The organism is Emergencia timonensis, from assembly GCF_900086585.1.
Classification (GTDB): Bacteria; Bacillota; Clostridia; order Peptostreptococcales; family Anaerovoracaceae; genus Senimuribacter; species Senimuribacter timonensis.
In genome coordinates, this window is sequence record NZ_FLKM01000009.1 from 2082503 (window position 1) to 2094673 (window position 12171).

11 protein-coding genes are annotated in these 12171 nt (G+C 46.2%); 1 reads left to right on the forward strand and 10 read right to left on the reverse strand.

Going from position 1 to position 12171, the window contains the following annotated elements:
* Positions 1-75 precede the first annotated feature (75 nt).
* The 4 genes from BN6539_RS20740 to BN6539_RS20755 all read right to left on the reverse strand — a co-directional run bounded on the left by BN6539_RS20740 (position 76) and on the right by BN6539_RS20755 (position 4867).
* On the reverse strand, positions 76-699 hold the full coding sequence (locus tag BN6539_RS20740) for a flavodoxin family protein (protein WP_067542776.1): 624 nt from the start codon (positions 697-699) through the stop codon (positions 76-78).
* A 74-nt stretch (positions 700-773) separates the two neighbouring features.
* Positions 774-3152: an endopeptidase La gene (gene lon / locus BN6539_RS20745; RefSeq protein ID WP_067542779.1), complete on the reverse strand. Its 2379-nt coding sequence runs from the start codon at positions 3150-3152 to the stop codon at positions 774-776.
* 123 nt (positions 3153-3275) lie between these two features.
* Entirely contained in the window at positions 3276-3839 is a 564-nt protein-coding gene (locus tag BN6539_RS20750) for a TetR/AcrR family transcriptional regulator (RefSeq protein ID WP_067542783.1), read from the reverse strand.
* Positions 3840-4000: 161 nt separating this feature from the next.
* Positions 4001-4867: a LysR family transcriptional regulator gene (locus BN6539_RS20755; RefSeq protein ID WP_067542786.1), complete on the reverse strand. Its 867-nt coding sequence runs from the start codon at positions 4865-4867 to the stop codon at positions 4001-4003.
* A gap of 143 nt (positions 4868-5010) precedes the next feature.
* Between BN6539_RS20755 and BN6539_RS20760 the strand changes: the two genes are divergently transcribed.
* A complete protein-coding gene (locus tag BN6539_RS20760) occupies positions 5011-6201 on the forward strand; it encodes a pyridoxal phosphate-dependent aminotransferase (protein WP_067542789.1) in 1191 nt (396 codons plus the stop codon).
* A 52-nt stretch (positions 6202-6253) separates the two neighbouring features.
* On the opposite strand, the gene BN6539_RS20765 is transcribed toward BN6539_RS20760, so the two are convergent.
* The 6 genes from BN6539_RS20765 to BN6539_RS20785 all read right to left on the reverse strand — a co-directional run bounded on the left by BN6539_RS20765 (position 6254) and on the right by BN6539_RS20785 (position 11873).
* Complete coding sequence (locus tag BN6539_RS20765) at positions 6254-6502, reverse strand: spore coat protein (RefSeq protein ID WP_067542792.1); 249 nt, start codon at positions 6500-6502, stop codon at positions 6254-6256.
* 21 nt (positions 6503-6523) lie between these two features.
* Positions 6524-6697, reverse strand: a complete 174-nt coding sequence (locus BN6539_RS22670; protein ID WP_182435529.1) for a hypothetical protein — start codon at positions 6695-6697, stop codon at positions 6524-6526.
* A gap of 80 nt (positions 6698-6777) precedes the next feature.
* Entirely contained in the window at positions 6778-8163 is a 1386-nt protein-coding gene (locus BN6539_RS20770; RefSeq protein WP_067542795.1) for an aminopeptidase, read from the reverse strand.
* 66 nt (positions 8164-8229) lie between these two features.
* Positions 8230-9699 carry a sodium/proline symporter gene (locus tag BN6539_RS20775; protein WP_067542798.1) on the reverse strand — a complete coding sequence of 490 codons (1470 nt, stop codon included), beginning with the start codon at positions 9697-9699 and terminating at the stop codon, positions 8230-8232.
* Positions 9700-9811: 112 nt separating this feature from the next.
* Positions 9812-10573, reverse strand: a complete 762-nt coding sequence (locus BN6539_RS20780) for a creatininase (RefSeq protein ID WP_067542801.1) — start codon at positions 10571-10573, stop codon at positions 9812-9814.
* Positions 10574-10721: 148 nt separating this feature from the next.
* Positions 10722-11873, reverse strand: a complete 1152-nt coding sequence (locus BN6539_RS20785) for a PucR family transcriptional regulator (RefSeq protein ID WP_067542804.1) — start codon at positions 11871-11873, stop codon at positions 10722-10724.
* Positions 11874-12171 lie beyond the last annotated feature (298 nt).

Here is a 12171-nt window from a genome sequence, read left to right on the forward strand (position 1 = left end):
TCTGTGAATCAAAAAAATGCTAAGCCATAAATTTAGGCTTAGCATTTCTCTTTTCATCTTATTCTTCCTGTCAGGTTATCTAATAAAACTTGTTTGTACCTTTTGGTTTTCAGGCGTTGTAATGCCTTTCTCCCGACCAGCTTCAATACAGCGAAGCAGCCAGGCCATATTCGAGGCGATATTTCTCATCGTCTGCAAACCTTCCAAATCCTGCTTCACTTCCTCTGGTTTATTTCCGTGAACCATATTCCAATAGGTAGATGCGACCACTGGCATCTGATTAATCGTAAAATACTTGTTCAGTACGTCAACAGAAGCCGTAGTCCCCCCTCTTCTGGCCGAGACGATTGATGCCGCCGGCTTGAAGGCAAAGGCCTTTGATCCTGCATAGAAAACACGGTCCAGAGCAGACAGAATTCTGCCGCTTGGATGTGCGTAATAGACCGGGCTGCCGAAGATAAATGCATCGGCCTGCTCTGCCTTAGTGATGATTTCATTCACCATGTCGTCGTCAAATACGCATTTGCCTCCCAGCTCAGAACATTTGCCGCAGGCGATGCAATCCCGGATAGGATCCGTGCCGAGGTGTAGGATTTCACTCTCTATCCCTTCCTTTGTCAGTGTATCTGCAATCTCGCTCAGCGCGGTAAATGTACATCCCTTCTTGTGGGGACTTCCGTTGATCATTAAAACTTTCATATTTCAGACCTCCATTTCTACCTATCATTATATGTTCATTTATTATGTTTATCAATTGAATTGTTTTCGGAATCTCATAGGTTCAGCACATTCTGCGGCTTCGCCTGCTCATTCAGAAATATGTGTTCTATGGGCGCAAGTGTGATACCGATGGTCTCATGCAGGACGTCCTCTATCGTATCCACCGCAACGACCGTCATCTGCTCCCTGATCTCTGGTGGTAAGTCCTTCAGATCGCTGACATTATCTCTCGGAATTAGTACTTTTGTGATACCTGCTCTCTGGGCGCCTAACATCTTTTCTTTTAAGCCTCCAATAGGAAGCACTGCGCCTCTCAAGGTAATTTCTCCTGTCATAGCCAGCTGCGGATTCACCCGTTTGCCAGTGAATAGTGAAGCGAGAGCTGTAAACAAGGCAATTCCCGCTGACGGTCCATCCTTCGGTACGGCGCCGGAAGGCACGTGAATATGAAGATCCCGTTCTTTAAAGTTAATTGAATTAAGCGGGAGTCTCGACTTGAGAAGGCTGAGGGATATCATCGCCGATTCCTTCATCACGTCTCCCAATTTACCAGTCAGAGTGACCTGACCGCTGCCTGGCATATCGGTTGCCTCGATAAAGAGAATCTCGCCGCCTGCCGGAGTCCAGGCCAACCCGGTTACTACTCCCGGAGGATTTTCCTGCTGTGCCCTGTCGTGACGAGCGATCTGATGCCCTAACATTTCCTCCAAATCCGCTTCTTTGACTTCATAAGGAAGCTCTGTTTCTTTCAGAACAATTTTTTCAGAGACTGCTCTGGCAATGGCCTCCAGTTGTTTTTTCAGGCCGCGAACGCCTGCCTCCCGGGTATAGTCCTCGATCATTTTCCGTACTGTCGTCTCTTCAATAATCAGCTGCTCTCTCGTTAAACCGTGATCTTCTAAAACGGCAGGGAAAAGATGATCTTTTGCAATATGAAACTTTTCTTCTGCAGTATAACCTGAAATCTCTATGGTTTCCATTCTGTCAAGCAGCGGCTCCGGAATGGATTCCAGGGTATTTGCCGTGGCGATGAAGAATACGTCTGATAAATCATAAGGCAGGTCCAAATAATGATCGGTAAAAGTGTTGTTCTGTTCAGGATCCAGGACTTCCAGCAAAGCGCTGGCCGGGTCGCCGCTGAAACCGCCGGTCATCAATTTGTCTACTTCGTCCAGTACCATGACCGGATTGGTGGTACCCGCCTTTTTTATACTTTTTAAAATATTACCTGCCATGGCGCCGACGTAAGTTCTCCTATGACCGCGGATCTCCGCTTCATCGCGGATGCCTCCCAGACTCAGACGGACATACTGTCGTTCCAGTGCCTGCGCAATACTTTTTCCCAAACTGGTCTTTCCAGTTCCCGGAGGACCTACCAACAGCAAAATGGATCCCTTTTTGTCTTTTTTCAGCTGCATCACAGCCAGATGCTGCAGGATGCGTTCCTTGACCTTTTCTAAACCATAATGCTGTCGATTGAGAATCTCTTTTGCCTCTGTCAAATCGATCGGCAAAGCCTCTTCTTTTTTCCACGGCATCTGCGTCAAAAAGTCCAGATAGCTGCGAATGACATTTTCTTCTGCACTGCCCTGTCCAAGGGATTCCAGTCTGTTCAATTCGTTCAAAGCCGCTTCTTCTACTTCCTGCGGCATAACCGCAGCTTCAATTTTGTTGCGGTAATCATCATTTTTCTTTGCATTTACCGTTTCCCCTTCATTCAGTTCCTCCTGAATTGCCTTCAGCTGTTCGCGCAGCACTTGTTCGCGATAGATACGGTTCGCTTTTCTGGAAAACTTCTCATTGATCTGAATGCTCAGTTCGATAGATTCTTTCTGTTTCAGCAGATAATCCATAAAACGCAGGCACCGTTCCTTTAGGGAGTCAGTCTTGAGGAGTTCATAGCGCTCTTCCGCTGATAAAGGCATGAACTGACTCAGGTATGTAATCATGGTATTGATATCCTGAATGCCGCCCACCACTTTGCGGTAGTCGTCTCCGTTTTGCAGATTCTCACAAATTTCAGAAACGGTCCTGCGGAAATAGCTGAGCATTTCTTCCTTGCTCTTATCATCCAAATCGTCCGACTCCGGATCAATGTGGTAATCAACCAAAAATCCTTCCTTTTCTTTCAAAAGAGATTCTACGCAGATGCGATCCAGAATTTTTACTTCTAAGAAATCCCCCTTTTCTCCGCTCTCTACCCGCTTTGTCAAAAAAGACACGCCCAGATTGCAGAAATCGCTGATGCTCAATTCCTGGTTGCCCAAAGGCTGTTTAAACGGCAAAGCGACGGCGACTTCCTCACTTGCCAGTTTTTTCAGCAGCAGATTGTCGTGCTCGCCCAAACGAATTACGGTCGTGACGCCAGGCAATAACACGGTGTTAAATACGGGAACTGCAATTGCCCGCTTCAATTCTTTTCTATCTTCCATCGGAAAATACCCCCTTAAATGAATGTTCGTTTAACTATACTTCTAAAAAAGCGGGATACTGAATTTTCTCATTTGTGTCCCGCTTCAGTGGCTTACATGTAATTAAAACTTCTACAGACCATCCTAAATCAAAATGGCCTCCTGCACGATTTGTATCATTTCCTCCAGCAGCGCTTCTTGTTCCCTTCTGCTCTTATGGTTATCCGCCGCGATCGTTTTCACTGGTGAAAAAATCAGAGCAGATAGAATCTCATCGCTGTAGGGCTTGACAATGTGCGCTTCTTTGAGGCTGGAAAGCAGCTCGAAAATATGGCAGATGCCTTTTTTGCCAGTGCATTGATTGGACAACGCCGGACAGCCTGAGAATTGTTCTACAAAACTAAAAGCCTCCTGATGGTTTACCATATAGGCGTAAAACTCACGAATCAATGTTTCGACTAGCTGAGAGCCGTCCATATTGGGCCGGACCCTTGCCAATAGATAGTCGTACACCTCTTCTGAATATTCCAGATAGATATTTTGCAGCATATCCTCCTTGCTTTCATAATAAATATACACGGTTGCCGGAGACACTTCTGCCTTTCTGGCAATCTTTGAAATGGAAGTGCCATGAAAGCCTTCTTCCAGCATCAGTTCTATGACAGCGTCTTTAATCCGCCTCTCTTTTTCATCATCTCTCCGTCTCATATATACACCTCTTAAATGTATAATAAACGTTCATTCATTTATTGTCAAGAATTATTCTCTTGATCTGTTCCAAACTTTTTGGTATTCCTCCCGCTCAATACCAGGAGCTTTATCGTAATTCCCACAGTAGATCGCTTCGAATTCTTCACCTCTCGATTCATTTAAATTTCAAACTGCCACTTTTTCAGAAAAGTGACGAATTTTTTCACTGCCGGGGAGGGGTTTGCAGATTTCCCATAGAGTAAGCCGATCATTCTATAGCAAGGCAGATCTAATTCCGCAATTTTGATGTCCTCGTGGTTATTCCGCAGCACCAGATTTGGCAGCAGGCTGATGCCGAAACCTCTTGATACCATAGAAATGACGCTGTTATCATCGACGTAAGTATTCTGTTTCTTCGGCTGTATGTCATAATCAGAAAGCAGACGTTCCACATCATAGTCGTTTCCGCAGGTGGAACAGATGAAGGGTTCCTCTTCAATTTGACGCAGGGGAAACTTCGCGCCCGCTTCTAAGGGATATTCTTTCGGCAGACAGGCGAAAAATTCATCTCGCACCAGCGGAATGAAATCGTCCCGCAAGATCATATTGCTCGTAATACAGACGTCAATGGTCCCTTGGTCGAGCCACTGATACATCTTGCCGTCGCTTTCCTGTATTTCAAAAGATATCTCCGGATACTTCCGTTGGAAGGATACCATGACATCGGGCAGCCATGTTCTGATGACGCTGGCAATGGCCGCCACTCTGATGATAGAGGCTTTTTGCTCTAAGATCAGCTCTACTTCCGTCTCCAGCTTCTTGTCAATTACCGCCAGTTCTTTAAATAGCGGCATCAGTCTCTTGCCTTCATCCGTCAGTTTGATGCCAAACTTGCCTCTCTGCAAAAGCGTAATCCCAAGCTCGCTTTCTAAAGATTTCATCATGTGGGACAATCCCGCTTGTGTATATCCCAGCTTTGTTGCAGTTGCAAGGAGACTGCCGTTCTCTACTGCCTGTATCAGCACCTTCACTTTATTAACATCCATTATATTCACCCTATCTATTAAAATCTGTTATACATGTATAATAATAAAGTCTCTTTCATAAGTCAACAGATTGTAGTAAAATTAAAGTATATTCTGAACATTATCAGTCACACATAATGAAAAGTTTTTAGGAGGAATTTATTATGTATAATCAAACTATGTACGAACTGGGCAGTCAGCCTTCCATCATCCGTGAACTCTTTGCTTATGGCCTTCAGCAGGCAAAAGTGGTAGGGGCAGAAAACGTTTTCGACTATACGCTGGGAAACCCAAGCATTCCGGCGCCAGCGAAAGTAAATCAGTCGATCAAAGATATTTTATCAGACACTGATTCCATTGCAATTCACGGATATTCTATGGCAGGCGGTTTTGACAGCACAAGAGAAGCGATTGCAAAGAACTTGAACGATCGTTACGGTACAGATATCAAAGCTTCTAACCTGTATATCACTTGCGGTGCCGCACCTGCTCTGATTTCCGCAATCAAAGCGCTGCTGGCTGACGAAAACTCAGAAATCATGGTAGTCGCTCCATTCTTCCCTGAATATCGTCCATTCATCACCAAGAACGGCGGCAATTTAGTAGTCGTGCCTGCAGACAAGGAACAGTTCCAGATTGACCTGACGAAGGTAGAATCTTTGATCACAGAGAATACTCAGGCGATCATCATCAACTCTCCAAACAACCCGTCTGGTGTCGTCTACACAGAAGAGACGCTGAAAGCCCTTGCAGATATCCTTACAAAGAAGGGTGAAGAATATGGACACCCAATTTATATCATCGCTGACGAACCTTATCGTGAACTGGTGTATGGGGACGTAAAGGTCACTTTTATCCCAACCGTTTACAAGAATACGATTGTCTGCTATTCCTGGTCAAAGAGCCTGTCACTGCCTGGCGAACGTATCGGCTATGTCTGTGTCCCTGATCAGTGTGACCATGCAAAAGAAATCTATGACGGCGTGTCCGGCGCTGCCCGTGCTAACGGCCACGTCTGCGCACCTACTTTGATGCAGATGGTAATTGAACGCTGTGTCGGCGAAATGCCTGACCTGAAAGCATATGATGAGAACCGTACGCTGCTCTATGATGAGCTGACAAAGATGGGCTACAAATGTGCAAAACCTGACGGCGCCTTCTACCTATTCGTTGAGGTTCCTAACGGAGACGGCATGGCATTCTGCCAGAAGGCTAAAGAAGACCACAACCTGTTAGTGGTACCAGGCGAAGGCTTTGACTGTCCGGGATACATGCGTCTTTCCTACTGTGTATCCAACGCGATGATCAAAAGAAGCTTGCCTGCATTCCAGAAAATGTACGAGGCTTATAAATAAAAAAATGCAGGCCGTTGGATGTCCATCGGCCTGCGTCTTTTCATCTTGTAATTTATTGTTGCGTGCTAAATTTCATCTTTGCTGCATCGATTTTTTGCTGTTCGACCTGCTCAGTTGGGTACCAGCCCTTTGCTGCCATTGTGCTGTAGATGTTATCCTGCATGCATAATGCTTCGTTTAAGGCACCGTTAAAAGCCTGGTGCACATTTGCTGTCGAAGATTCGATTGTTCCATGCATGAATAAGTCACAAACGCCCTTTTCCAGCAAAAGGATATCTTCCATTACATTCTTGTCATTCATTTTAAATTCCTCCTCATGCTATTAAAGTAAGCCATAAAAATTTTGAAAAATCTGCTGATGCTTTTGCGCCATCTGCTGTACACAAGCCTTTAGTTCTGCGTCCTGCAATTGATTAGCAGCTTCCTGACACTTGGTCTGAAAAAATTGTTCATGGCCTAGTGCGTCTGTCACGTATAATAATTCTTTTGATGTCATAATTCTGCCTCCCTATTTTTAAATTACAAACATAGTTTGAGGCGATTTGCCACCTTATATACCTGGTAAAGATTCAGACTTTATTTCATGTTTTTTAAAAATGCTTTATAACCTCGCACGGCTTCATAGATATCCGCTTTGCTGGACACCTCCATCGGTGCGTGCATACACAAAATAGCCAGACCGCTGTCGATGACTTCCATGCCGTAATTTGCCATGATCCAGGCGATCGTTCCGCCGCCGCCGGCATCGACTTTGCCCAGCTCTGCCGTCTGGAACATGACGCCTGCGTCGTCCATGACCTTTCGAATCTGAGCCATATATTCCGCATTGGCGTCGCTGGAGCTTCCCTTTCCACCTGAACCGGTGTACTTGTTGAACACCAGGCCCTTGCCGAAAAAGGCAGAGTTCTTCTTCTCGAAAACATCTGCGTAGAGCGGATCATAGGCTGCACTGACATCGGAGGACAACATCTTGGAGTCCTGCAGACAGCGGCGCAGGGAAATATCCGAAGTGTAGCCGCAGAGCTGGAGGACTTCCGCGGTGGCGTTCTCAAAGAAACGGGACTGCATGCCGCTGGCGCCGTAGCTGCCGATTTCCTCTTTGTCCACCAAGATGCAGCAGGAGGTTCTCTTTGGCGTCGCTTCCATTTCCAAAATCGCCATCAAAGAGGTGAAAGCGCAGATGCGGTCGTCCTGCCCATAGGCGAGAATCATGCTGCGGTCAAACCCCAGATCCCGCGCCTTCCCTACGGGCACGATCTCCAGTTCCGCCGACAGAAAATCATCCTCTGTCATATGATACTTCTCTTCCAGCAGCTTCAGCATATTGGCCTTGACAGCGTCTTTTTCCTCGTCCGCAAGGGGAACACTGCCGATGAGCAGGTCCAGGTTCTCGCCTTCAATAACGACCCCCGCCTTCTTTTCCATCTGTTTCTTTGACAGATGAACCAAGATATCTGTAATGGTGAATACCGGATCCTTGTCGTCCTCTCCGATGTTGACCACTTCTCTGCTTCCGTCCTTCTTGACGATGACGCCGTGAATGGCCAGAGGAATAGTCACCCACTGATACTTTTTGATGCCGCCGTAATAGTGGGTATCCAGATAGGCAAGACCATCTTTTTCGTAAAGCGGATTCTGCTTGATGTCGATACGCGGGGAATCGATATGCGCACCCAGAATATTCATGCCATGTTCCAGAGGTTCTTCTCCAATATGGTAAAGGGCCAGCGTCTTCTCATTGTAGACCGCGTAGACTTTGTCGCCAGGGTTCAGCCTTTTGCCCTCTGCGGCAAAATCTTTCAGGTGCCTGTACCCGGCTTCTTCCGCCATCTTGATGGAGAGCCGCACACATTCACGCTCTGTTTTGCCGATGTCGATGCAGCCTTTATAGCGCTCTGTTACCGTCTCCATCTCTTGCAGTTGTTTCTCTTCGTAAATTTCCCATAAGCTTTTTTCGTTCATATTGATATCAAGTTCCTTTCCAAGTCTGATATCTATATTGTACCACTTTTTTGGTAAAAAAAGCGTTTAGTTTGTTTTTTCTTTTCGTATCAGCCTTTGATAATTTTCGAATCCACGGGTAATCTCTGCATCAGGTCCGCCAGTCATTTTGCTGACGACGAACAAAGCGATGGTGCTGGCAATCCAACCTGGGAATACCTCAAACAGATAATTTGACAGTCCTGAATAAAACCAGATGATGACGACAATCATGCCGACAAAGATACTGGCTACAGCGCCCTTATAATTGATTTTGTTCCCATAGAGGCTTGCGATTACTGTCGGGCCGAAGGAAGCGCCCAGGCCGGAAGCCGCAAACATGGCGATGGTGTGCACGCTGCCGCCGTTAAAGGCCAGATAATAAGCCAGCAGAGCGATGGCGATCATAGCGATTTTTTCTATTTTGACCACTTTGCGGTCGTCTTCTATGTGCATATACCGCTTTATGACGCTGCCGCCAAGGGACGCTGTCGCTACGATCAGATAAGCGCAGACGGAGGACAGAATCGCTGCCATGACTGCCGCAGCCATCAGCGCAAAGATCGCGTTGTTAAAATACTTTTCCGATAGAACCAGGAAAACCTGTTCCGGATCTTCGATATCCGGGATGATCGCTCTGCCTGCAAGACCGATCATGGATGCGCCGCCCAGCGCTGCACAGCCCCAGATTGTGGCAATCAATGCGGAATCTTTGATTTCTTCCGGATCCCTGATTGCCATGAGTCCGGTCAGTGCGTGAACCATGCCCGGATACATGAAGCCGATGCCTAATCCGCCAGAAACCAAGACAATGATCTCTACGATATCCGTTTTGCCAGATAAAAATTGAAACAACTGCGGATCCTGCTGCACTACATTTTGCGCAATTTCACCAAAACCGCCATAACTGAAAATGGCATAGAGAGGCACCAGCAGCAGGGCGATGAACATCAGGGAACCCTGGATCAGATTGCTCCAGCTCACCGCCATGTAGCCGCCGAGAAAGGTGTAGAATGCCACGATGACAAGCCCCACGGTGACTGCAATGGTAAAGTCCACGCCGAATGCCGCCTGTATCAGTTTGCCGCAGCCGATCAGTTCCCCCGATGAATTGATGATCATCAAAACGACGATAGATAGTCCTGAAATCAGTCCGACGATGCCCTTTTTGTCTCCTGTCCGCTTTTCAAAATACTCGACCACCGAGACCGTATCATAGGTCTCCGTAGCGATACGCAGCCGTTTTGCCAAAATAATCCAGTTGAACAGAGAGCCGCCCATCCAGCCGATCAAGGTCCAGACGACGCCAAAGCCGTAGGTAAATGCCAGTCCCGGCATAGCCAGAAGCATCCATCCGCTAGTCGATGAGGACTGGGTCGAAATCCCGGCGATCCACTTATTGTTGCTTCTTGCCGCCAGGTTATATTCAGAATAAGACTTCGCCTTCTTTGAGGTGTACACACCGATGCCAAGCAAGACGGCAAAGTATAAGATCAATACGATAATTCTTGTAGCCATAAGAACCTCCTATCTTTTCAAAAAGTTCAGCAGCGCAATTAGAAAACCGCCCCAGAGGGGAGCAGTAAAAATAACGATTGTAAATCCTCCTGGCATGATGTTCCCTCCAATCTTACTTGCATTCATCTCTTACGATGGGGATTAACGTTTTCAGCAGTTCCTTCCAGATTCGCTCTCCTTTTTCCTTCGTCGCCAAAGTGGCTTTCCAGAGGCTGCCGCTCTTTGTGGTGAATCTGTCTTCTATTGGCAGTACATCGTAGAAGGTGCATTGCTTTGGTCCATCGTCTACGGCTCTGTCCATCATCACCAGTTCCGGTGCAATGTGCAGCAAAATGGCCGTCTCGAACATGGCGGCGTGTTCTACGCCCCAGCCTGGAAATCCGTCGGGATAGAGAAATTCCATGGTTTCCTCGTCAAAGCTGTCAAAGGGCGTCTCCATAATCAATACTTTGATGTCACTGCGCGTACCACGTTCCGTCGCTCTGAAAGCCGCCTCGTAGAGAAAGTTGGAATTTTCCATATGCCAATTAAACAAGACGACCTTCTTGAAACCGTGTCGGATAAACTCCCTGATCAGCTCCTCTACCTGGTGGATGAAGGTGATTCCTCCAATCGATGTCGTACCGACGAAGCCCTGTCCGCCCCCGCTCTGCGGTCTGGAATTGGTTCCGTAAGCCACTGGCGGTGCCACCAGCATATCAGTTTTTTCGGCGATAGCAAGGCATAGTTCTGTCGGGATCAGGAAATCTGTAGCCAGCGGCAGATGATATCCGTGCTGCTCCACAGCCCCCACAGGAATCATGATGCCAAAACCGCCTTCCACAGCTTCCTGCACCTCCGGCCAGGTCAGTTCCCACATTTTTTTCGTTCTCATCAGTTTACTCCTTTCCAGTTTTTCTATTGAGATTATTTTAGCACCGACTGATTTCTAAAATATTCTAAATTCCACATGTAAAATTAGAAAAATTAGAAATTAAAAAAATCACCGGCTTGCGTTCAATCGGTGATTTTTTTTAATCAGCTTATGCTGCCTTCAGTTTTTGCAATATCGCATCGTGCAAAATCCAATTGCTGTAGACTGCAGTCCGTGCGTCTGCATAAAATTCATTAGCATTTTTGTACTTTAGGAGATCGTGAATTTTATTCATCCGATACCGTACCGTGGTCTCGTGGATGAATAACTTCTGGCACACGGCGGCGTAATCACCGCCAGATACAATAAAAAGTTCCAAAACCCGAACCAGGTCCAGCTTGTTTTCGCCATCATACTGCAAAATCGGTTCATAAAATCTACGCCAGAATAATTCCAGTAAAGGATCGTTTTTCATCTCTAAGAGCAATGCGAAAGTCCCCAAATCATCATAACCACAAATAGGTTTTTCTGAAAATCTGCCGAAGGCCTCTGCATAGATGCTCTCCAGAATTGCCGTCTTTACACATTCCAGATTGGTGTGGCAGCGGCTGATGCCTACATGATAAGAGACAAAGGAGTGTTTCACTTTGGCAATAAACCCTTTTTTCTTTCTGTCAATTGCAGCTTTGTCGTCGGATGAGGCGACATAGAGAAGTCCGCTAAAGAGCGGCAGCAAAAGGTCGCTTTGATCGATTTTGAAAATATTACGTGATATCACTTCTTCTGTCGAAAGGTAAACCGCCTGCATGTTTTCTGCCAGATCAGGGATGATATCCAAAATATGCTTGCGAATGATCTCTTCGCTCAGATTACTGCTGAGAATCCGCTGAAGATTTGCGACGTGAACCTGCGCAATCTCGTCTTTCAAAATAAGGTCGATAATGCTGTAATTCAGCGCAGTAAAACCATAGTCATCATCGATTGCGATGATCGGTATGTGATAAAGGTCAGCTCTGCGCAGAACTTCCTCATCAAGAAAAGGAAGTACCTCTTTATGTGTAATCAGCCCGCTGCCCTTCGTCCTGCGCATAAACTCAATTTCCTCATACAGCTTTTCCTTATGCCCCTGGAACACATAGAGTTTCGACACGTAAAGATCTCCCGGCCTGACCACTTCATAACAGTAGTCTGGATGATCGAGAAAAGGTTTTTCAATTGTTGCAATTCTGCGCACTGTCTTATTCAGCCCTCTGCTGCCCGCTGCTACTACTGCGTCCGCTAATTTGTTTATGTGCAGAATATCGTTCACTGTAACTGCCATCATCATCCTCCATTTTCTTTGTCTGCTATTGAAATATTTTCTTGCCAACAATTCTACACTAAGTTCAGAATTTTGCAAATATATTCACCTTTTACATACCAAAAATTGGAGTAGTGCTGTATATTGAATCCGTTGATATAATAGTAGTGTCCTCCTAGTTATAGATAACGAGGACATGTGTGTGTATGGACACCCGATCTTTCACTGTATTCGGGTGTCCTTTTATTTTTTGCAGTGATCAAGATGTGAAAGAGAATACAGGCTTTGAACAGGATCTTATGTTGGCAGAAAATATATT

Coding starts and splice junctions, on each gene's coding strand:
- BN6539_RS20740 (WP_067542776.1), bottom strand. CDS start 699: ATGAAAGTTTTAATGATCAACGGAAGTCCCCACAAGAAGGGATGTACA.
- lon (WP_067542779.1), bottom strand. CDS start 3,152: ATGGAAGATAGAAAAGAATTGAAGCGGGCAATTGCAGTTCCCGTATTT.
- BN6539_RS20750 (WP_067542783.1), bottom strand. CDS start 3,839: ATGAGACGGAGAGATGATGAAAAAGAGAGGCGGATTAAAGACGCTGTC.
- BN6539_RS20755 (WP_067542786.1), bottom strand. CDS start 4,867: ATGGATGTTAATAAAGTGAAGGTGCTGATACAGGCAGTAGAGAACGGC.
- BN6539_RS20760 (WP_067542789.1), top strand. CDS start 5,011: ATGTATAATCAAACTATGTACGAACTGGGCAGTCAGCCTTCCATCATC.
- BN6539_RS20765 (WP_067542792.1), bottom strand. CDS start 6,502: ATGAATGACAAGAATGTAATGGAAGATATCCTTTTGCTGGAAAAGGGC.
- BN6539_RS22670 (WP_182435529.1), bottom strand. CDS start 6,697: ATGACATCAAAAGAATTATTATACGTGACAGACGCACTAGGCCATGAA.
- BN6539_RS20770 (WP_067542795.1), bottom strand. CDS start 8,163: ATGAACGAAAAAAGCTTATGGGAAATTTACGAAGAGAAACAACTGCAA.
- BN6539_RS20775 (WP_067542798.1), bottom strand. CDS start 9,699: ATGGCTACAAGAATTATCGTATTGATCTTATACTTTGCCGTCTTGCTT.
- BN6539_RS20780 (WP_067542801.1), bottom strand. CDS start 10,573: ATGAGAACGAAAAAAATGTGGGAACTGACCTGGCCGGAGGTGCAGGAA.
- BN6539_RS20785 (WP_067542804.1), bottom strand. CDS start 11,873: ATGGCAGTTACAGTGAACGATATTCTGCACATAAACAAATTAGCGGAC.